A 20,817-nucleotide genomic window follows, 5' to 3' on the forward strand; every position below is an offset into this window, starting at 1 on the left:
GACCCTCTATAGGAGTAGCAGGCCAGCCCATGGATAGATTCCAGGAAATGCAGGTGTTTATCGCCGTCGCCCAGGAGCAGGGCTTCGCGGCGGCGGCGCGGCGCCTGAGCCTCTCGGCGCCGAGCGTCACCCGGGCGGTGGCGGCGCTGGAAAAGCGGATTGGCGCCCAGTTGCTGGTTCGCACCACGCGCAATGTACACCTGACCGAACCCGGGCAACGTTATCTGGAAGATTGCCGGCGCATCCTCGCCGCGATGGAGGAAGCCGAAGCCTCGGCCGCCGACAGTCACGCGCGCCCCAGCGGCCAGCTAACCATGACCGCGCCGGTGCTGTTCGGTGAGTTGTACGTTACGCCGGTGATGGTGCGTTACCTGGCGCAGTATCCGGCGGTGGATATCAACGCGCTGCTGCTGGATCGCGTGGTGCCCATGGTCGAGGACGGGATTGACGTTGCGGTGCGCATTGGTGAGTTGCCCGACAGTGGTTATCACGCCGTCAAGGTAGGGCAAGTGCGCCGGGTGGTCTGCGCTGCACCGGCCTATCTGGATAAACAGGGCCGTCCCCGTCATCCGGACGAGTTGCGTCAGGCACAGATCGTTATGGCCGCGTCGGCTTCGCAGGTCAGGAGCTGGCAGTTCCTCGAGGGTGACAAACCCTTGAGCATCCGTCTGGAACCACGGTTGGCGCTGACCGCAAATCGGGCGGCGATCCACGCCGCCTGCCTGGGTTTTGGCCTGACCCGGGTACTGTCTTATCAAGTCGCGGACAAGCTGGCCACTGGCGAGCTGGAGATCGTGCTGGAAGACTTCGAGTTACCGCCGCTGCCAATCCACGTGGTGTATCAAGGCGGCCGTACGGTCTCTGTGCGGGTGCGCAGCTTTGTCGATTTCGTGGTCGCGGCCTTGCGCGACCACCCGAACCTGAAAGGCTGATCGGCATTTCATTTTTTGAAAGAATGGATTGCCGTTTCTGGTGATTCTGCGGTTTTCGCTGAAGGAGCAAGATCACTCGATCAGCGCGAACCATCCCGGGTTGCGCTTCTGCCCTCGTGGAGTCCCACCATGTCCCAGCCCTCCATCAAACTCTACAATTTTTCCCGTTCCGGCCATGCTCATCGTGCCGAACTGATGTTGTCCCTGCTCGGTCTGCCGGTGGAGCTGATTCATGTGGACCTGCCCAGCGGTGCCCATAAAACCCCGGAATACCTGGCGCTGAATGCCTTCGGCCAAGTGCCGGTCATCGATGATCAAGGTCTGGTCCTCGCCGACTCCGCGGCGATTCTGGTGTACCTGGCGCTCAAGTACGGGCAAGGCCGCTGGCTGCCCACCGATCCGCTCGGCGCCGCCCAGGTGCAACGCTGGCTGTCGGTGGCAGCGGGGCCGATCGCCTTCGGTCCGGCCCGGGCCCGGTTGATCACGGTCTTCGGTGCGGCCTTTGACGCGGAGGAGGCGATCAGCCGTTCCCATGCCTTGCTCAAGGTCGTTGAGCAGGAACTGAGTCAGTCGTCCTACCTGGTGGGTGACACAGCGACCATCGCCGATGTCGCCGGTTACAGCTATATCGCCCATGCGCCGGAAGGCAATGTCTCGCTGGCGGACTACCCCAATGTCCGGGCCTGGTTGGCGCGGATCGAAGCCTTGCCGGGATTTGTGCCGATGCCGCGCACCGTCGCCGGATTGCAGACCGCCTGAGGTCAGTGCGACCTCCCGCTCACTTCGGTCGGGAGGGCTTTCCCGTGGAGAAGTCGCAATGAACAGACACAGCCCATCCAGCGCATCCCCCTGGCATGTCGGCGAGTTGCAGATGCAGGCCCGGGTCGGTGTCGCCGAACGGATGGCTGAGCTGGGCCCCAAGGTGATCCGCGACTATATGCCGGACCAGCATCGTGACTTCTATCGTCAGTTGCCGTTCCTGCTGTTCGGCACTGTGGACGATCAGGGCAATCCCTGGGCGAGCCTGTTTGAAGGCGAGCCCGGGTTTGCCTGTTCTCCCGAGCCCAGGCTACTGCAAGTGGCGAGTTTTCCCCAGGTCGCGGATCCCACTCACTCAGCGCTGCGAGCCGGTGCGGCTATCGGCTTGCTGGGAATGGAACTGCATACCCGGCGGCGCAACCGGATCAATGGACGTGTTGCGGCGCTGACTGAACAAACCCTGAGCGTGGCTGTGGAACATGCCTTCGGCAACTGCCCGCAGTACATCCAGTTGCGTCAGTTCGAACGGGTGCCGGTGTCGGGCCCGGCCACGCAAGTGGTCTATCGCTCGTCAGGGTTGGACGCCGAGGCCGCGGCAATGATCCATGCCGCCGATACGTTCTTCGTTGCCAGTTATGTGGATATCGATGGAGCCCGTTCCGTGGACGTCTCCCACCGTGGCGGGCAAAGCGGTTTTGTCCGGGTTGAGGGCGACTGCCTGACGATCCCGGATTTTGCCGGTAACCTGCACTTCAATACCTTGGGCAATCTGCTGATCAATCCCCACGCCGGCTTGTTGTTTATCGATTTCAATACGGGTGACCTGTTGCAACTCAGCGGACGCACCGAGGTGATTCTCGAAGGACCGTTGGTGAAAGCCTTCCAGGGTGCCGAACGTTTGTGGACGTTCCACGTGGAACATTGTGTGTGGCGCCCGGCGGCATCGACCCTGCGTTGGAAGTTCGCGGGCTTTTCCCCCAACAGCCTGATGACCGGCAGCTGGGATCAGGCCGCTGCACGCTTGCAAGCCGAGGCGTTGGGCAACGCCTGGCGGCCTTTGCGGATCAGCCGGATTGTCGAGGAAAGTCGCAATATTCGTTCGCTTTACCTGGAGCCGACGGATGGGGCGGGGCTGCCGGTGTTTCAGGCCGGGCAGCATCTGCCGCTGCGTTTCGACCTGGGCGAGCAGAGGCAGATTCGTACCTATAGCCTGTCGGGCGCGCCGTCGGATGGGTTCTGCCGGATCAGCGTCAAACGCGACGGTCGGGTGTCGTCCCATGTGCATGAGCAGCTCAAGGTCGGTGATGTGATTGAGGCGCGTGCACCGCAGGGGCATTTCACCGTGGCGACCCATGAGCAGCGCCCGTTGGTATTGCTTGCGGCTGGGGTGGGCATTACGCCCTTGCTGTCGATGTTGCGGGAGGTGGTGTACCAGGGCAAGCGCACCCGGCGCATGCGGCCTACGGTTTTGTTCCACAGCGCCCGGTCGTTGGCGGAACTGCCGTTCAGGGCTGAGCTGGATGAACTGATGGCGCGTGCGGGCGATACGGTCCAAGTGGTACGACTGTTGAGCCAGCCGGAGCCCGAGGCGGTGCCGGGCGAGGATTACCATCTGCAAGGTCGACTCGATGTCGAGGTGCTGAAGGCAGTGCTGATGGTCGATGACTATGACTCAGTGGATTTTGTTCTATGCGGTCCGGGTGGTTTTACCCAGGGCCTGTATGACCAACTGCGCGATATGGATATCCGCGATGAGCGTATTTATGCGGAGACTTTCGGTCCCTCGACGTTGCGCCGCCGACAGGATCCGGGTGTGCCGCAGATCGAGCAGCCGCCGGCGGCTACGCAGTCGGTGCCGGTGGTGTTCCATCGTTCGGGCAAGGAGGCGCGCTGGCTAGCGCAAGGTGAGAGCTTGTTGGTGTTGGCGGAAAGCCGGGGTTTACAGCCGGAGTTCAGTTGTCGGGGTGGGTCTTGTGGAACCTGTAGCACCCGTTTGATCAGCGGGCAGGTGCATTATCCACAACCGCCCGCGGAGTTGCCGGGCGAGGGGCAGGTGCTGATTTGTTGCGCGATTCCGGCGCAAGGTGCGGAGCCGTTGGTGTTGGACCTGTAACGGCGTGCCAGCGGCGGTGCATTCACCGTAGCCAGTTGGTCTTACAGAAGGCCTTTTCAGCGCCGCAGGCGGGTATCGATCTGGCTCATCCGGCTACGCAGGGTAAATACCCCATCCCCGGACAGGATCGCTCCACGGGCAAACAAGCGCCCGTTCTCCCAGTTCGAAAGCCCCAGCTCCGGCTTGTTCAGCGCGTACTGGCCATCGACCCAGCGGGTGAAGCCGTCGCCGACAAAGGGCGCATTGATGCTGTTGTAGAAGTAGTCATGGGCAGCACGCTCGGCGCTGATCAGCGACACGGTGAACTGCGGGCTGTAACGATTGAACAGGGCAATTGCCTGATCCAGGTCGTCGACGATTTTCAGGCTGACTTCCGGGGTCTCTTCCCACTCCCACTCACGGCCCAGTTGGTCTTCGGGCAATGATTCGGTTTGTGCTTCTTCCTCATAACCTTCGGCACGCTGGACCTGCACCCGTGCTTGCAGCCACTCGGCGGGCAGCACGCTTTCATCGCCACTGACGATATGCAGCTTGCAGCGTTGGCCGCGTGCCTCGCCGGCGGCCTTCAGTGCATCGAGAAACAGCGGCACCAGTTCGGCCGCGCGTTGACGATGGATCAGGCAGACGTTAAGGGTGTTGCAGACCTTGCGATCCAGTGAGTTGCGCACCACTTCGGCAAAACGTCCGGCATCGGCGTCCTGATGGGCCACCAGCCAGGCGCCGCCGGTGCCGTGCAGGCTGACCACGGTGCCGGCCTGCTGGGCGATCCCGCCGAGTTGTTTCACGGCATGGCCTGAACCCCGGGCCACCGCGAGGGACAGGCGGCGGTCGGCGAACATCGCCCAGCCGGCCGCGCGGTCACTGCTTTCCACCAGCGATACCGCGCCCGCTGGCAAACCGGCTTCGCGCAGCGCCGGGTCGAGCGCATGGCGGACTATCGCCTGGGCCGTGCCGAGGGCATCGCTGCCGATCCGCAGCACCGCGGTATTGCCGGTACGCAGGACACCGGCGGCATCGGCAAACACATTCGGTCGACCCTCAAAGACAAACGCCACCACACCCAGGGGCGCGACGACCTGTTCGACCTTCCAGCCTTCGTGTTCCACGGCCTCGCGAACCCGGCCGCGAATCAGCGGCGCATCACGCCAGGCGCGTAGCCCGGCGATCATGTCACGGCGCATGGCCTCGCTTGCCAGCAGACGGGTGGTGGAGCGCCCGCGTGCCTTGGCTTGCGCGATATCGGCCTGGTTCGCGGCCTCGATCAGGGCCCAGGAAGTCGGTGTTTCCAGATGTTGGGCGAACAGATCGAAGAACTGGCTGATGGCCTCGTCCGAGACCTGGGCCAGCGCGGTGAACGCGCTTTTCGCGGTGTCGATGGCCTGGGTCGCGATCTGTTGCACAGCGTGGGGGATCAACAGCAGTTCACCACTGGACTGGTCCACCAGCAAATGATCGCCCGGCTGGAAACGCTCGGCCAATTCCGGCGGTACCGGGGAAACCCGGTTACCCGCGTAGAGAATCGGCGTGCCGGCGATAAGACGATCGAGCGTGCTGGTCATGATGGGAGAACGAATCCAGGGAAGTAGTAGAGGCAAAATGTATAAGAAAAACGCCGCCGGCTCACCTGTTAACGGCGTTTCTTTTGCACGACGTTGCATCCAGGCGGAGCACGCCCTGTAGCAGCCGGCTCGCTGGCGATGGTGGCCGTTCAGGCGGTACAAGGCTCAAGGGCCTCATCGCCGGCAAGCCGGCTCCCACAAGGTCGGTGTTGTGTCAGGAGCAAGGTAGCCAGCCCCTCAGGCTTGCTGGATAAACGCCAAGCGGACGGCAAAGCCGATCAACAGGCCGCCGAACAACCATTGCTGCAGACGTTGCGCCCGTGGGCTCTTGTCCAGCCATTGGCCGATCCAGGCGCCGGCCAGGGCGTAGCAACTGTCGAACAGCAGTCCGACCGCCACCAGGGTCACGCCGAGCCCAAGGAACTGCGCGGCCACCGGGCCGGCCTGGGCGTCGATGAATTGTGGCAGCAGCACCGAGCAGAACAGCAATGCCTTGGGGTTCAGCAGATTGGTGAGCAGGCCTTGTTGCAAGGCGGCGCGCCAGCTCAAGGTCCGTTGGGCGCCCTCGTGAGCCGTGCTCAACAACGCCAGTGAACCGGGCCTGAGCATACGGATGCCGATCCATAGCAGATAGGCGGCACCCGCCAGGCGCACGACATCGAAGGTCCACGGCGCGGCCTTGAACAGTGCCGCCAACCCCAGGGCCGCCAGCCCGACATGGCAGGCGCGGGCGATACCCAGGCCGAGGGCGGTGGTCAGGGCCTGGCTACGGCCATGCCGGGCGCCGGTTTGCAGCAGCAGAATCATGTCGGGGCCGGGAAGCAGATAAACCATCGCCAGTGCGAACAGGTAGAGGAGCATCGTGCTGTTTCTCCAAGGAGGGTAACTGGAGAAAATTTTATGTCGGAAGGCCAGGGCAGGTGCTTGCGTATTCAACCTCTGAAAGGCTTAGAATTGGAACTTCCTGCCAATATAGTCGAAACGAGTAGCCGGATATGCCAACCATCAAACTCGATGCCTACGACCGTAAAATCCTCGCGGCTTTGCAACGGGATGGACGCCTGAGCAATGTCGAGCTGGCGGCCGAGATCGGCCTTTCGGCGTCACCGTGCCTGCGTCGGGTGCGCATGCTTGAAGACGCGGGGGTGATTCGCGGCTATCAGGTGAATCTGGATCGTGATGAAGTCGGGCTGGGTTTGACGGTGTTCGTCGGGGTCAAGGTCGAGCGGCACCACGAGGCTGACGCCGAGGCCTTCCGCTTGGCGGTCATGGCTTTACCGCAAGTGATCTCGGCGTTTCTGGTCTCAGGCGAGTCGGACTTTCTGCTGCAAGTGGTGGTGCCCGACCTGCGGGCTTATGAACGCTTCCTCAATGGCCAATTGCTGCGCCTGCCCGGTGTGCGTGATATTCGCAGCAACTTCGCGATCCAGGCGGTTAAGGCGCCCGGACCGCTGCCGTTGAATCACCTGCCCGATTGACTCAGATCTGCGTGGCCAGGCCTTCGACGTTCATTGCCGCCTGGCGCAACGCTTCGGAGCGGGTCGGATGCGGGTGGCAGGTGAGGGCGATATCTTCGGCCGAGGCGGAAAACTCCATGGCCACGCAGTACTCGCCGATCATCTCGCTGACACTCGGGCCCACCAGGTGGACGCCGAGCACTTCATCGCTGTGCGCGTCGGCCAGGACCTTGGCGAAGCCCTCGGTCTCGTGATTGATCTTGGATCGACTGTTGGCGCTGAAGGGGAACTTTCCGACCTTGTAGGCGCGGCCTTCGGCCTTGAGCTGCTCTTCAGTCTTGCCGACACTGGCCAGTTCCGGCCGGGTGTAGATCACGCTGGGGATCAGCGCATAGTTGACTTCACCGGCCTTGCCGACGATCTGCTCGATGCAGGCCATGGCTTCGTCTTCGGCCTTGTGCGCGAGCATCGGGCCGCTGGTGACATCGCCGATCACCCAGACCCCCGTCGCCTCGGTGCGATGGTCCTGGTTGGCCAGCATGCCGCGTTTGTCGGTGGCAAGCCCGACGCTCTCCAGCCCGAGCCCTTGCGTGTAGGGACGACGACCGATGGCCACCAGCACGTAGTCGGCGTCGATCAACTGCGCTTCGCCGCCGGTCGCCGGTTCCACGCGCAACTGCACGCCGGTCGCCGAGCGGGTGGCGCTGGTGACCTTGGAACCCAGCAGGAAGCGCATGCCTTGTTTGCTCAACGAACGTTGCAAGGTCTTGCCGGCTTCCACGTCGACACCGGGGCAGATCCGGTCCAGGTATTCGACCACCGTGACCTGGCTACCGAGCCGACGCCATACCGAGCCCAGTTCCAGGCCGATGACCCCGGCGCCGATCACCACCAGATGTTTGGGCACCTCGGGCAACGACAGCGCGCCGGTGGAGTCGAGGATGCGCCGGTTGTCGATGTCGACGCCTGGTAGCGGCGTCGGCTCGGAGCCGGTGGCTATCACGATGTCCTTGGCCTGCAAGGTGGTTTCGCTGCCGTCGGCGGCGCTCACCAGGACCTTGCCGGGGCCGGCGATCCGTCCCCAGCCCTTGATCCACTCAACCTTGTTCTTGCGAAACAGGTATTCGATGCCCTGGGTCAGTCCGGCCACGCTCTGGTCTTTCTGTTTCATCATCTGCGCGAGGTTGAGATGGGGCCTGACCTCGATCCCGAGGTTGGCGAACTCGCTGCCCATCGCCGATGCGTAGAGCTCGGAGGCGTGGAGCAGGGCCTTGGACGGCATGCAGCCGACGTTCAGGCAGGTCCCGCCGAGGGTCGCCCGCCCCTCCACGCAGGCGGCCTTCAAGCCCAGTTGGCCGGCGCGAATGGCGGCGTTATAGCCTCCGGGTCCGCCCCCGATGATGATGACGTCGTAGCTGCTCATGACTGTTCTCCTGGGCGACACCGCGTTGAGGACGAAGGTAGGTGTCATAAAATATTATGATCATAATATTGTCCTTGTGCGCAACTCTGGTCAAGGCATCATGCGTCGATAGGTCGTCAAGGCACAGGGTCACCTGGAGCGCGTCTTACTGTTGCCGACGCGGGCCGGATCTTCCAGAAAGGTGGTGTAGGGATACGCCGGGTCGGCGTGGAAATTGATCCGTCGTCCTCGGATGGTGATCAGCTGCGAGTCGGCCTTTATGCAAAGTGTCTGGCCGCTTTTGAAGGTGAGCCGGTGAATCTGTTGATTGTTTTCCCGGCTGATTTCGTGACTGATCAAGTCCAGCAGATTACTCAGGCCCAGGGGCGAACCCGCTTGATTGATGGTCAGGCAACTGGAAGTTTCAGCACCCGGGACCGTCCCCAATGGACGTTGAAAGTAATGGTATTCACTCAAGGTATGGCTCATGGCGGCTCCGTCGCTCAAGTGTGCGCGCCGAGTGTTGGGCATGTTATTAGTCGGCGGCGCGCACAAGGGGGATCAAGTGTTTTAAGGGTGAGGCATATAGTTATAAGTTATCTGGCCCCGTGCCGTTTGAAGCGCACGGGGATACATAAGGTTTTCAGGCTATCGAGCCGTCTATTCAATGGGTTAGGCGCAGTGCGCAACCATTGGCAGACGCTTTTCAATACTGGAACTTACGAAGTTTTTAATGAACCAGCAGGGCTATTTGATGTCAGTGGGATGTTAGTCATTGCCAGGACACCAATCAAGTCACGCAGATGTTGAATTTTGTTACATGAGCGCCTTGTTTGCGGATGGTAATTTTTCTGGTTGTTTCGAATAGTGGGATATCAGATAAATCAATGTCAGTGCTTTCCATATTGTTGGGTTAGTTAATAGACGGGTGACAGCGGTCAAGCATTGCTCCATTATTCAGTGTCAGGAAACTTATGTTATGGAGTAACGCAATACTTCAGCAGGCCATCCCTGACAGGAGCTGTCGGGCGACGAGGGGGAGGGGGTGACGAAGATTATTTTCAAAAAAAATTGCAAGGACCTGTAACGGCCGGCGGCGACCGCTCTCTAGTGCCATGTCGAGACTGAACATTCCGTTCGGACCGATACCCCTAACGCACTCTGAGGATAACAATCATGTCGATCAAAACCGTCGCTGCTGGTGCCGCACTCGCTCTCGCCGCCGCCACTCTGTTTGCCGGTGTCGTTACCCAGGCGTCGGCCGCCGATGCCCAGGTTCACTGCTATGGCGTCAACGCCTGCAAAGGCCAGAATGACTGCAAGACCAAGGACCACGCCTGCAAAGGCATGGGCTCCTGCAAAGGCATGGGCTTCAAGGCCATGACCAAGTCGGCTTGTGACAAAGCCGGCGGCAAAGTCGGCGAATAAGCGGCGACCGAGTGCACCCGCAGCGGCCGGCCCCCGATGCCGCTGCGGACACCTCAGCGAGGAGTCCAGTATGTCCGTTTCCCGTCCCTGCCTGGGTTATGGCCTGGGTTTGCGCAGTCACTATCACCAGGAAATCCTCGAGCAGTCGCCCGCGGTGGACTGGTTCGAGATCGTTTCCGAGAATTACCTGGTCCAGGGCGGCAAGGCGCTGTATTACCTGGATGCCATCGCCGAGCGTTATCCGCTGGTGATGCATGGCGTGTCGCTGTCCATCGGCGGGCCCCATGAGCTGGATATGCAGTACCTCAAACAACTCAAGCAATTGGCCGGGCGGGTCAATCCCGCGTGGATTTCCGACCATTTGTGCTGGAGCCGCGGCAACGCTCATCAGTTGCATGACCTGCTGCCGCTGCCTTACACCGAAGAAAGCCTGTATTACGTTGCAAGTCGTGTCCGTCAGGTGCAGGACGTGCTGCAACAGCCGCTGGTGCTGGAAAATGTTTCCAGTTACGTGCGCGCCGCGGATGATGAATTTTCCGAGTGGGAGTTTCTCGAAGCCCTGAGCCGCCTGAGCGACTGCGAGCTGCTGCTGGACGTGAACAATGTCTATGTCAGTGGGCGCAATCACGGTTTCGACCCCTGGACCTTTATCCGCGGCCTGCCGGCACAGAAGATCCGCCAGTTGCACCTGGCCGGACATGCCGACTATGGCGACTACGTGATCGACACCCATGATCATCCGGTCTGTGATCCGGTCTGGGAGCTGTATCAGCGGACCCTTGAACACTTGGGCCCGGTGGCGACCTTGCTGGAGCGCGACGATCACTTCCCGCCGCTGGCCGAGCTGGTGGACGAGTTGGACAAGGCCCGCGAGTTGGGCCGCGCGGCCCTGGGCCGGAGGTCGCTATGCGCCTGAACGACTGGCAACTGGCCTTTGAGCGCTACCTGCTGGGGGACGATGCCAGCGCCGACGCGCCATTGGGTGCCAGCCTGATCGGTGGGCCGACCCTGGATGTCGAAACGGGTCTGGCCATCTACCACAACGCCTACCGCGCCCGTTTGCAGGAAGCCCTGCGCAGCGACTTCCCGACGGTCTGGCACTGGCTGGGTGACGAAGAGTTTGATGCGCTGACCGCCGCCTACCTGCGTGAATGCCCCTCGTCGCATTACAGCCTGCGCTGGCTGGGAGCCGGCTTTGAAGCTTTTGTCCTGCGCCATCTGGTACCGGCTCAAGGCGCGCCTCTGGCGGAACTGATTCGCCTGGAATGGGCCTTTACCCTGGCGTTCGATGCCTTGCCGGGTGAGCCTCTGACCCTGGAGAGCATGGCCACCTTGCCGGCCGAAGCCTGGCCGCAGCTGCGCTTGGCACTGCTGCCCAGCGTCCAATGGCTCGACGGCCGCTTCAACAGCCTGGCGATGTGGCGGGCGGTCAAGGCCGAGGCGCAATTCCCTGACAGTCTCGAACTGGAACAGCCCCAGGTTTGCCTGGTCTGGCGTGCCGGCCTGGTCTGCCAGTACCGCAGCCTTGAGCCAGCAGAAGCCCTGGCCCTGGGTGGCATGCTGCAGGCCGGTTGGAGTTTCGCCGAACTGTGCGCCGAGCTGGCGGTCAGTCTGGGAGAGGGTGCGCCCTTGCAAGCGGTCAGTTGGCTCAAACAATGGGTGAACGACGGCCTGGTCTCTCAAGTCCGCACGCTTTGACGCCGCCATTTCCCGCGGCAGCGCTGGCGGGCAAAATCCATAGATCGAGTCTATTATCTCGATAGGCTGACAGTTCCCGTGAATGCGCTACCCTTAATTCAGACGTCTGAAACAAGGGGGATAATTCATGCTCGCGCAACTTCCACCGGCCTTACAGAATCTTCAGCTACCGCTTCGCCTGAGACTCTGGGACGGCCACGAAATCAATCTCGGGCCAACGCCCAGTGTCACGATCATTGTGAAGGACCCACAACTGGTCGCGCAATTCACTCATCCCACGCTGGACTTGCTGGGCAGTGCCTTTGTTGAAGGCAAGCTGGAACTTGAAGGGTCGATCCGTGAAGTCGTGCGGGTCTGCGACGAACTGAGTCAGGCCTTGCTGGAGGATGAAGGGGACAACCCGCCGGCGCGTCTGGCCCACGACAAGGAAACCGACGCCGCTTCGATTTCCTACCATTACGACCTTTCCAACGCCTTCTACCAGCTCTGGCTGGACCGCGAGATGGTCTATTCCTGTGCCTACTTCGAAAGCGCCGACGCGACCCTCGAGGAAGCCCAGCAAGCCAAATTCCGCCATCTGTGCCGCAAGCTGCGCCTGCAGCCCGGCGAGTACCTGCTGGATGTCGGCTGCGGTTGGGGCGGGCTGGCGCGCTATGCGGCGCGGGAGTTCGGGGTCAAGGTGTTCGGTATCACCCTGAGCAAGGAACAGCTGGCGCTGGCGAAGCAGCGTGTCGCCGCCGAGGGCCTGCAGGACAAGGTCGACCTGCAACTGCTCGATTACCGTGACCTGCCCCAGGACGGTCGCTTCGACAAGGTGGTCAGCGTCGGCATGTTCGAACATGTCGGCCATGCCAACCTCAAGCAGTACTGCGAGATCCTGTTTGGCGCCGTGCGCGAAGGCGGCCTGGTGATGAACCATGGCATTACCGCCAAACACACCGACGGGCGTCCGGTGGGACGCGGTGCTGGCGACTTCATCGATCGTTATGTGTTCCCCAATGGCGAGTTGCCGCATGTGTCGATGATTACCGCGCAAATCAGCGAGGCCGGCCTGGAAGTGGTCGACGTCGAGAGCTTGCGCCTGCACTACGCGCGCACCTTGGACCAGTGGAGTCAACGCCTGGAAAACAACCTGGCGGCGGCGGGGCGCGAGGTGCCGGAACAGGCCCTGCGGATCTGGCGGCTGTACCTGGCCGGTTGCGCCTACGCCTTCGAAAAAGGCTGGATCAACCTGCACCAGATCCTGGCGGTGAAGGCCTTCGCCGACGGCAGCCACAACCTGCCCTGGACCCGCGACGATCTTTATCGTTGAGGAGTTTGCCATTTGATGGGCAACGGGTCGGCCAACCCATTGCTCTCCAGGCGGTAGCTACCGTGCTGGGGGGCAATGTTCTGGTCCGACGGCAGGTGCGCCTGTTGCTGGAACACCCCGGTGTCCTTGTCGAAGGCCAGATCATGCAGGGCGACATTGCCATACCAGTCGCTGGACGGCAGTGAGATGTAGCTGATGGCGTATTGCGCGTCGCTGAACTGGCCTTTGACGACATAGACCCCGTAGTGTTCTTCCCCGGGCGAGACGATCTTGTAGAGGCCGTTGTCGTAGTAATACAACGTCGCCTCCTTGAAGGGTTTGTCCTTGTACAGCACCTCGTAGGTCAGGTGGTGAATGTAGCTGGGCTTGCCGAACTCGACGTTGAGCGACGGCGCCGCGCTCGCCTGGGCGGCGCCAATGCTCAAGAGCAGCCCCATGAAGGTGAATTTCATCGTTATGGCCTTCCGGTCGTCTGGGAAACACCCAGCTTAGAAGAACCCTCCTATCCTCCACAGGGCGGTGCGAGGGTTTCAGACCGATCCTGCAAACCTTTGGAACTTATCCTTCAGGCCCGCCTAGAGAATCGGTGAAATCAGCCGCGCGACCCGCATGCCGAGCTGTTGCAAGCGATGGGTTTTCCGGCTTTCGTCCTTGGCCACCTCATGGGCCAGGGCAAAGTCCTGTTCGAGCATCTGTTCGACTTTCCGGGCGAAGGCTTCGTCCACGGTCAGCAACATCACTTCGAAATTCAGCCGGAACGAGCGGTTGTCCAGGTTCGCGCTGCCGATCGCGCTGATTTCGTTGTCCACCAGCACCACCTTCTGATGCAGGAAGCCGGGACGGTAGCGGAACACCCGCACACCGGCACGCACCGCTTCGAAGGCATAGAGGCTGGAGGCGGCGTAGACAATGCGGTGGTCCGGCCGTGAGGGCAGCAGCAGGCGCACATCCACGCCGCGCAGCACCGCCAGGCGCAAGGCGGCGAACACGGCTTCGTCGGGGATGAAGTAGGGACTGGTGATCCAGACCCGTTCCCGCGCCGCATGAATGGCTTCGACGAAGAACAGCGAACAGGTCTCCACCGGATCGGCCGGGCCGCTGGCGAGCAACTGGCAGAGTACGCCGTCGTCCGGGTAGGACTCCGGGAGGATCAGCGGCGGCAATTTGCGTGAGGCCCAGAACCAGTCTTCGGCGAACGATTCCTGCAAGCAGGCGACCACCGGACCGCTGACCTGCACATGGGTATCGCGCCAGGGCGACAGGGGCGGCGTGGCCCCGAGGTATTCATCGCCGACGTTATGCCCGCCGACGAAGCCGACCAGGCCATCGACCACCACCACCTTGCGATGATTGCGGAAATTCACCTGAAAGCGGTTCAGCCAGCCACTGCGGGTGGCGAATGCACGGATCTGCACACCGCCCTCGCGCAAGATATCGACATACCCGTTGGGCAGGGCGTGGCTGCCGATCCGGTCGTACAACACATAGACCGCCACGCCTTCGGCGGCCTTTTCCAGGAGCTTTTGTTGCAGTCGCCGGCCGAGCGGGTCGTCGTGGATAATGAAAAACTGCACCAGCACCGCTTCCCGGGCCTGGTCGATGGCCTGGAAGATTGCCTCGAAGGTTGCTTCGCCGTTGATCAGCAACTGCACTTGGTTATTCGCCAGGCAGGGCATGCGTCCCAGTTTCGGCATGGCCCGCAGTGAGGCGTAGGCCTGGGAGTTGCGGGCGGCCAAGGCTTCTTCGACCCAGGGCCGCCAGTTGAGGTCGGCGATGGCCTTGCGCATTTCCACGTTGGCCTGACGCCGGGCCTTGATGTAGGCATCGAAGGTACTGCGTCCGAAGACCAGATAGGGAATCAGCGTCAGGTACGGGATGAACATCAGCGACAGGGCCCAGGCGATCGCGCCCTGGGCGGTGCGCACGGTCAACACGGCATGGATGGCGGCGATCAGGCCTAGGGAATGAATCAGGGCAATCAGGTAGGCGAAAAAGTGTGGGCCAAAATAATCCATGGGCGATCCTGCTCAGGCGTTTTCGATCTCTAACAGACCATGTTCCGCCGTTATTGTCGCTATTTAATTCTTGACGCAACCCCAGCATGATTCTGACGTCTAAGACGGACCACTCTCTAGGAGCTACTTGATGAACCTTCGTCTGCCGGGCCTGGCCCTTGTCCTTGGCTCAATGATTCCCTTTGCCCAGGCGCAGGTGCTGCAACCGGGTTTGTGGGAACTGACCTCCAGTAATGTGCAGGTCGAGAACCAACAACTGGATGTCGGCATGCTTATGGGCGTGCTGAAACAGAACACCACCCCGGAGCAGCGCGCGGCGCTGGAGAAGCAAGGGATCAACCTGGGGGGCGAGGGCGTACGGGTGTGCCTGACGCCGCAACAGGTGGCCTCCGAATCGATTCCGCTGACCGACCCGCAATCGGGTTGCCAGCAGCAGGTCACCGAGCGCAACGGGCCGGATTGGAAGTTCCGTTTCAGTTGTCCGAAGGCCCAGGGCGCTGGCGTGGCGCATTTTGTCAGTGACCGCGAGTTCAGCACCAAGGTCAGCGGCACCTTCAATGCCACCGGCATTCAGCAGAACGGCAGCATGGAAACCCGGGCGGTGTGGATGGGGCAGGATTGCGGGACGGTGAAACCGCGCACCTGATACACGTGGCAAAAACGCTACAAAACCTTGTAGGAGCCAGCTTGCTGGCGATGGTCACCAACGATAACGCGGGGCGTCAGACTGAGCGCGGTGTGGCGACGTTCATCGCCAGCAAGCTGGCTCCTGCAGGACCGAGCATCGACAAGGGTAGCCTCGCGGTTATTTGCTCAGCGCCGCGTGCAGGGTGTTCATGTTGTATTCGAACAGACCGGTAAAGGTGCTGGCCGGACCTTCGGCGGCGAGGGCGTCGGAATACAGGGTGCCGCCGATCTGCGCGCCGCTTTCGTCGGCAATCTGCTGGAGCAGGCGGGCGTCCTTGATGTTTTCCATGAACACGGCCTTGACCTTGTCCTTGCGGATCTGGGTGATCAGCGTGGCGACTTCGGCGGCGGACGGTTCGCGTTCGGTGGACAGGCCCTGTGGCGCCATGAACTGGATGCCATAGGCCTGGCCCAGGTAACCGAAGGCGTCATGGGAGGTGACGATGCGACGGTTGCCGGCCGGCAGATTGCCGAGCTTGATCTTGGCTTCGGCCAACAGGCGGTAGATCTCTTTCAGGTAGGCCTGGCTATTACGGGTGTAGTCGTCCTTGTTCGCCGGGTCGACCTTGATCAGTGCTTTGGTGATGTTGTTCACATACAACTCGGCGTTGGCCAGGTTGTGCCAGGCGTGCGGGTCGGGAATGGTTTCGCCGTCGTCGACCATGGTGTGGGAAATCACACCCTTGCTGGCGGTGACCACCGGGGCCTTGGTCTCGGTGCTGGTCACCAGGCGGTCGAGCCAGGGTTCGAAGCCCAGGCCGTTCTTGACGATCAGCTTGGCGTTGAGCAGGGCCTTGGCGTCATCCGGTGTCGGCTCATAGGTGTGGGCGTCGGCGTCGGGGCCGACCATGCCGGTCACCTCGATATGATCACCGCCGATCTGCTGAGTGATGTCGCGCAGAATACTGAAACTGGCGACCACCGGGAGTTTGTCCGCGGCCTGGGCGGCGGACAGGTTCAGTGACAAGGCCAGCACGGAGCTGAACAGCACAAGTAAAGCGCGCATCGGGTGACACCTCATTGGGATGTTGGCAAGGGCGGGCGGCGCAGCAAGCCGTGCACCGGACCGAAGACCACGGACAGCAGGTAGAAGCCGCCAGCCACCAGCACAATGGCCGGGCCGCTGGGCAGCGAGTAGTAGAACGACAGCAACAAACCGAGGGTGACCGAGACACAGCCGATCACTGCGGCAATCAGCATCAGCACCGGCAGGTTGCGGCTCCAGAAACGCGAGGCGATTGCCGGCAGCATCATCAGACCGACCACCATCAGCGCGCCGATGGCTTGGAAACCGATCACCAGGTTCAACACCACCAGGGTCAGGAACACCCCGTGGGCGAGGGGGCCGAGGCGGCTGACGGTCTGCAGGAACAGCGGGTCGAGGGTGTCCAGCAGCAGTGGGCGATAGATGATTGCCATCAACACCAGGCTGATGCCGCAGACCCAGAGCATGCCGGTCAGTGTCGGGCCGTCCACCGCCAGGGCCGAGCCGAACAGCAGGTGCAGCAGGTCCAGGCGCTTGCCGGCGATGCCGAGGATCAGCACGCCGCTGGCCAGGGAGATCGGGTAGATCGCCGCCAGGCTGGCGTCTTCGCGCAGGCCGGTACGGCGGGTGATCCAGGCCGAGAGCCCGGCCATGCTCATGCCGGCGCCGAGGCCGCCGAGGGTCAGGGCCGGCAGGCTGAGGCCGGCGATCCAGAAGCCCAGGGCGGCTCCCGGCAGTATGCCGTGGGCCACCGCGTCACCGATCAGGCTCATGCGCCGCAGGATCAGGAACACCCCGAGCGGCGCGGTGCTGCAGGCCAGGACCAGGCCACCGATTAACGCCCGGCGCATGAACACGAAATCCTGGAACGGTTGCAACAGGTGGCTGGCGAATATCAACATCAGGCTACCTGCGTAATGGGTTGTTGGCGGATCAGCTCGGTGCTGGGCGCCAGGACGCAACCGCTACTCTTGATCTGCAAGGCGCTGGGAATGTGTTGGCGCACGGCGGCCAGGTCATGGCAGACCACCACCAGCGTGCGACCCGCCGCGTGCCAGGCGTGGATATGTTTCCACAGCAGGGCCTGGCCATCCTCGTCGAGGGCGGCGTGAGGTTCGTCGAGCAGCAGGATCGGTGCCGCGGCCAGGCTCATCCGCGCCAGCAAGGCGCGCTGCAATTCGCCACCGGACAGGGCCATCAGCGGGCGCTGTTCGAGGCCGGCGAGGCACCAGTCTTCGAGCACGGCTTGCAGCCGTTCACTGCGTTGCTGTGGGGTTTGCTTGATGCCCCAGAACCCGGCGGCCACCAGCTCTTGCAGACTGATGGGGAACTGTCGGTCGAGATGCTGTTGCTGCGGCAGGAACGACAGGCTGCCGCGCCGTGGAACATCCAGGGTCACTTTGCCGGCCAGGGGTTTTTGCAGCCCGGCGATGACTTTCAACAAGCTGCTTTTGCCGGTGCCGTTGGCCCCGATCACGGCGGTCAGGCTGCCGGCGGCGAGTTCGAAATCCACGGCGGGGGTGAGCGGCTGGCCCGGAACGCCCCAGCGCAGGCCTTGGCAGCGGATCATGCCTGCCTCCAGTTCCAGCGGCTTTCGGCCACGGCGTCATGGGCGTGCAGGCTTTCGGCGTGGACCACCCGCAAGTGGAAACCGCTGACCGCCTCCGAGCGCTTGAGCGCCAGGTTGAGGCGGCGTGCCGCGTCTTCGCAGAACATCAGGTTCTGGCCATTGGCGAGGGCGAAGGCCTGTTCGTCCACGCGTTTCACCGCGGTCTGCACGGCGGTGCCGACCGCGGCCTCGGCTTCGTTGATCAGGGCCTCGAAGGGAAAGTGATACGTTTTTTCATCCAGGTGAATCTGCAATTGTGCAATGCTGCGCTGACTGTGAGGTGTGGCGACGACGCCTTGCGGTCCACCGAGCCAGCTGAGGATGTCACTGTGCTCCAGGGGCTTGTCGGCGAAATCGGTGATGAATTGCTGTTGGATCAACTGCCGGGCGAGGGCGGCCGAGCACGGGCAGGTTGATGAGTAGGTCACATCAATTTTTAGTTCCACGTGGAACACTCCGTTTTTCAGTTCGGCCAAGACACTGACGGGATAGGTTTTCCAGCCGGCCAGCGGACTGACCAACGCCGGGCGTTTGAGCAGCAGATCGCTATGGATGCGTAGGTAGGCGTTGCTGGAAAGGCCGTCGTGGCTGTCGAGAAACTGCTGCAGCACTTCTCGGATCAGCGTGGGCGTCAGGTCTTCCTGTTCCAGTCGTTCCAGGGCCAGGTACAGACGTGACATATGAATGCCCCGCGCTTCGCCATCGTCGAGGCTGACACCCGCATCGGCTTTGGCGCTGAGGCGGTGGCCGTCAATCGAGACCGGAAGGGCAATGCCGCACATGCCCACCCACTCGAGGGGCAAGGCTTGCCGGGATGACTGCGCGGCGATATCCGGCAGCGTCAACGCATTCATGAGCAGGTCCATCGTCGGAAATAAAACGACATGTTATATTATAACCATTCAGTCGACGATGCCTTTTTTGCTGGGGCTTTACACAGCGACAACGAGCATGGACGCTCCCTTATCCGCGGTACCTGTTATGCATAGACGTCAGTTGCTCAACTTTTTATTGGCCGGCACGGTGGTTCTGCCGTTCGGCTTGTCGGCGGCACAGATCCAGAATGCGCGGCTGTGGCGCGACGGCAACAAGCTGCGGCTGGTGCTGGACCTCAGTGGTCCGATTCAATACAAGACCTTTTCCCTGACCTCGCCCGAGCGGCTGATCATCGACCTGAGCGGTGCCAAGTTCACCGGAGATTTCCGACAATTGGCGCTGGGCAACACGGTGATCCGTTCGATCCGTTCCGGGCATTTCGGCCAGGGCGATACGCGGATCGTCCTCGACCTGGCCAGCCCGGTTCAGCTCAACAGCTTCCTGTTGCCACCCGAGGGAGCGCAGGGGCATCGGCTGGTGCTCGACCTGACCAGTCATGGCAGCGCCGTCGTGGCGCCGGCGGCCCTGGCGGCGGCACCGGTCGTTGCCCCGCCACCGCCGGTGCGGCATGAGGAGGCGAGCGGCAAGGCCCACCCCAAGCGCGACATCATGGTGGTGGTCGACCCAGGCCATGGCGGCAAGGATCCGGGCGCGCTGGGTTCGAAGGGCGAGCGCGAGAAAGATGTGGTGTTGTCCATTGGCCGATTGTTGGCCAAGCGCCTCAAGCGTGAGAAGGGTTTCGATGTGCGTCTGGTGCGCAACGATGACTTCTTCGTGCCCCTGCGCAAGCGGGTGGAGTTCTCCCGTAAGAACAACGCCGACATGTTTATCTCGGTGCATGCCGATGCCGCGCCGCGTATCACTGCTTCGGGGGCTTCGGTGTTCGCTCTGTCCGAAGGTGGCGCGACGTCGACCACGGCGCGGTTCATGGCCCAGCGCGAAAACGGTGCCGACCTGTTGGGCGCGCAGAGCCTGCTCAATCTCAAGGACAAGGACCCGATGCTGGCCGGGGTGATTCTCGACATGTCGATGAACGCCACCATTGCTTCCAGCCTGCAACTGGGGCACAGCGTGCTGGGCAGCCTGGAAGGCATCACCACCTTGCACCAGAAGCGCGTGGAGCAGGCGGGGTTCGCGGTGCTGAAGTCGCCGGACGTGCCCTCGATCCTGGTGGAAACCGGCTTTATCTCCAATGCCCGCGACAGCCAGCGGCTGGTCACGGCGCGGCACCAGCAGGCGATTGCCGATGGTTTGTTCGAGGGCTTGAAGCGCTACTTCGAGAAAAACCCGCCGGCGGACAGCTATATCGCCTGGCAGCAGCAGATGAAGGAAGGGTTGGTATAGCCCCCTGCTGACGCTCGCTGGACGCGGGGTTTCTGGATGACCGTTACCCCTGTAGGAGCTGGCTTGCCGGCGATGGCGGTCGAATAGTCGATGCAAGACTTGCCGGCCTCATCGCCAGCAAGCCGGCCCCTACAAATTGGGGGCGTCACTCCTAGGGGGCTAGCACCCCACCATCCGATCGCAGACAAACTTCTTGCTCAACCCGCCTGAACTGGAAAAACGGTTCTGGGTGGTCCAGCCCACCCGCCGGCTGTAACCGACCCAGGCCTCACCGTCCGAGGCTATCCCGGTGAAGAACGTCAACTGCCCATAGCGGCTGCTGGTCTGCGCCCAGTGGCGCTTGCCGATCACTTCAAACCCCTGCAGGTAAATCGTCTTGCCCTCGGTGGCGACACCGTAGGCATTGCCCAGCGCATCCTTGCACGCCAGCAGGTTGGCGCTGCGGGTACAGCTCGTCTGGGGAGTGGCCGGCACTTGGGCCTGGGCGTTCGCCGCCACCAGCAACAGAATCGGCAGCAGATAGTTCAGGGCAGCACGCATCGACATTCTCGGCAACAGGGTCAACGCCAGCATTGCGCCCTTCGTCGTGGCGAGCAAGCGAGGATTGGATTATTTGCATTGTTATAATATAACATTAAATA

The 20,817-nt window shown here is 62.1% G+C and carries 21 protein-coding genes; 10 read left to right on the plus strand and 11 right to left on the minus strand.

The window, feature by feature from the left end:
* Positions 1 to 29 precede the first annotated feature (29 nt).
* The 3 genes from AC07VG_RS17175 to AC07VG_RS17185 all read left to right on the plus strand — a co-directional run bounded on the left by AC07VG_RS17175 (position 30) and on the right by AC07VG_RS17185 (position 3,804).
* Entirely contained in the window at positions 30 to 932 is a 903-nt protein-coding gene (locus AC07VG_RS17175; RefSeq protein WP_495021586.1) for a LysR family transcriptional regulator, read from the plus strand.
* 129 nt (positions 933 to 1,061) lie between these two features.
* Positions 1,062 to 1,691: a glutathione S-transferase family protein gene (locus AC07VG_RS17180; protein WP_495021587.1), complete on the plus strand. Its 630-nt coding sequence runs from the start codon at positions 1,062 to 1,064 to the stop codon at positions 1,689 to 1,691.
* 58 nt (positions 1,692 to 1,749) lie between these two features.
* Positions 1,750 to 3,804 carry a 2Fe-2S iron-sulfur cluster-binding protein gene (locus AC07VG_RS17185; RefSeq protein ID WP_495021588.1) on the plus strand — a complete coding sequence of 685 codons (2,055 nt, stop codon included), beginning with the start codon at positions 1,750 to 1,752 and terminating at the stop codon, positions 3,802 to 3,804.
* 56 nt (positions 3,805 to 3,860) lie between these two features.
* Here the strand turns inward: AC07VG_RS17185 and AC07VG_RS17190 are convergent, their stop codons facing one another.
* A complete protein-coding gene (locus AC07VG_RS17190; RefSeq protein WP_495021589.1) occupies positions 3,861 to 5,363 on the minus strand; it encodes an aldehyde dehydrogenase family protein in 1,503 nt (500 codons plus the stop codon).
* 237 nt (positions 5,364 to 5,600) lie between these two features.
* Positions 5,601 to 6,224, minus strand: a complete 624-nt coding sequence (locus tag AC07VG_RS17195; RefSeq protein ID WP_495000231.1) for a LysE family translocator — start codon at positions 6,222 to 6,224, stop codon at positions 5,601 to 5,603.
* Positions 6,225 to 6,367: 143 nt separating this feature from the next.
* Between AC07VG_RS17195 and AC07VG_RS17200 the strand changes: the two genes are divergently transcribed.
* A complete protein-coding gene (locus AC07VG_RS17200) occupies positions 6,368 to 6,841 on the plus strand; it encodes an Lrp/AsnC family transcriptional regulator (RefSeq protein WP_495000305.1) in 474 nt (157 codons plus the stop codon).
* Position 6,842: 1 nt separating this feature from the next.
* Here AC07VG_RS17200 and lpdA read toward each other — a convergent pair whose 3' ends face one another.
* Both lpdA and AC07VG_RS17210 read right to left on the minus strand, forming a co-directional pair.
* Positions 6,843 to 8,243: a dihydrolipoyl dehydrogenase gene (gene lpdA / locus AC07VG_RS17205; RefSeq protein ID WP_495021590.1), complete on the minus strand. Its 1,401-nt coding sequence runs from the start codon at positions 8,241 to 8,243 to the stop codon at positions 6,843 to 6,845.
* Between the two features lie 129 nt (positions 8,244 to 8,372).
* Entirely contained in the window at positions 8,373 to 8,711 is a 339-nt protein-coding gene (locus AC07VG_RS17210; RefSeq protein ID WP_495000229.1) for a hypothetical protein, read from the minus strand.
* 687 nt (positions 8,712 to 9,398) lie between these two features.
* Here AC07VG_RS17210 and bufA2 point away from each other — a divergent pair.
* From bufA2 to cfaB, 4 genes are all read left to right on the plus strand, one after another.
* Positions 9,399 to 9,650, plus strand: coding sequence for a BufA2 family periplasmic bufferin-type metallophore (bufA2, locus tag AC07VG_RS17215; RefSeq protein ID WP_495000228.1), 252 nt, complete (start codon positions 9,399 to 9,401; stop codon positions 9,648 to 9,650).
* 70 nt (positions 9,651 to 9,720) lie between these two features.
* Positions 9,721 to 10,566, plus strand: a complete 846-nt coding sequence (gene bufB, locus AC07VG_RS17220) for an MNIO family bufferin maturase (RefSeq protein WP_495000227.1) — start codon at positions 9,721 to 9,723, stop codon at positions 10,564 to 10,566.
* On the plus strand, positions 10,557 to 11,348 hold the full coding sequence (locus AC07VG_RS17225; RefSeq protein WP_495000226.1) for an HvfC/BufC family peptide modification chaperone: 792 nt from the start codon (positions 10,557 to 10,559) through the stop codon (positions 11,346 to 11,348). Before bufB ends, AC07VG_RS17225 begins: the two co-directional genes overlap by 10 nt.
* Before the next feature lie 127 nt (positions 11,349 to 11,475).
* Positions 11,476 to 12,660 (plus strand): C17 cyclopropane fatty acid synthase CfaB, encoded by a 1,185-nt coding sequence (gene cfaB, locus AC07VG_RS17230; protein WP_495000225.1) that lies wholly within the window; start codon positions 11,476 to 11,478, stop codon positions 12,658 to 12,660.
* Here the strand turns inward: cfaB and AC07VG_RS17235 are convergent.
* Both AC07VG_RS17235 and cls read right to left on the minus strand, forming a co-directional pair.
* Positions 12,651 to 13,112, minus strand: a complete 462-nt coding sequence (locus tag AC07VG_RS17235; RefSeq protein ID WP_495000224.1) for a hypothetical protein — start codon at positions 13,110 to 13,112, stop codon at positions 12,651 to 12,653. The genes cfaB and AC07VG_RS17235 overlap by 10 nt on opposite strands.
* Before the next feature lie 123 nt (positions 13,113 to 13,235).
* Positions 13,236 to 14,675, minus strand: a complete 1,440-nt coding sequence (gene cls, locus AC07VG_RS17240) for a cardiolipin synthase (RefSeq protein WP_495021591.1) — start codon at positions 14,673 to 14,675, stop codon at positions 13,236 to 13,238.
* Between the two features lie 130 nt (positions 14,676 to 14,805).
* On the opposite strand from cls, the gene AC07VG_RS17245 reads away from it, so the two are divergent.
* The gene (locus tag AC07VG_RS17245) at positions 14,806 to 15,321 is read left to right on the plus strand and encodes a DUF3617 domain-containing protein (protein WP_495000222.1); all 516 of its coding nucleotides are present in this window, start codon (positions 14,806 to 14,808) and stop codon (positions 15,319 to 15,321) included.
* A 159-nt stretch (positions 15,322 to 15,480) separates the two neighbouring features.
* Here AC07VG_RS17245 and AC07VG_RS17250 read toward each other — a convergent pair whose 3' ends face one another.
* From AC07VG_RS17250 to folE2, 4 genes are read right to left on the minus strand one after another with little or no spacing between them, the layout of a single operon-like run.
* Positions 15,481 to 16,368, minus strand: coding sequence for a metal ABC transporter substrate-binding protein (locus AC07VG_RS17250; RefSeq protein ID WP_495000221.1), 888 nt, complete (start codon positions 16,366 to 16,368; stop codon positions 15,481 to 15,483).
* 11 nt (positions 16,369 to 16,379) lie between these two features.
* Positions 16,380 to 17,246, minus strand: coding sequence for a metal ABC transporter permease (locus AC07VG_RS17255; protein ID WP_495000304.1), 867 nt, complete (start codon positions 17,244 to 17,246; stop codon positions 16,380 to 16,382).
* A 2-nt stretch (positions 17,247 to 17,248) separates the two neighbouring features.
* The gene (locus AC07VG_RS17260; protein ID WP_495021592.1) at positions 17,249 to 17,917 is read right to left on the minus strand and encodes a metal ABC transporter ATP-binding protein; all 669 of its coding nucleotides are present in this window, start codon (positions 17,915 to 17,917) and stop codon (positions 17,249 to 17,251) included.
* Positions 17,914 to 18,810 (minus strand): GTP cyclohydrolase FolE2, encoded by an 897-nt coding sequence (gene folE2 / locus AC07VG_RS17265; protein WP_495021593.1) that lies wholly within the window; start codon positions 18,808 to 18,810, stop codon positions 17,914 to 17,916. Before folE2 ends, AC07VG_RS17260 begins: the two co-directional genes overlap by 4 nt.
* Before the next feature lie 127 nt (positions 18,811 to 18,937).
* On the opposite strand from folE2, the gene AC07VG_RS17270 reads away from it, so the two are divergent.
* Positions 18,938 to 20,176, plus strand: coding sequence for an N-acetylmuramoyl-L-alanine amidase (locus AC07VG_RS17270; protein ID WP_495021594.1), 1,239 nt, complete (start codon positions 18,938 to 18,940; stop codon positions 20,174 to 20,176).
* Positions 20,177 to 20,335: 159 nt separating this feature from the next.
* Here the strand turns inward: AC07VG_RS17270 and AC07VG_RS17275 are convergent, their stop codons facing one another.
* Positions 20,336 to 20,716 carry a glutamine synthetase gene (locus tag AC07VG_RS17275; protein WP_495000303.1) on the minus strand — a complete coding sequence of 127 codons (381 nt, stop codon included), beginning with the start codon at positions 20,714 to 20,716 and terminating at the stop codon, positions 20,336 to 20,338.
* Positions 20,717 to 20,817: the final 101 nt, after the last annotated feature.

It is taken from the genome of Pseudomonas sp. GW821-FHT03C07, from assembly GCF_059420925.1.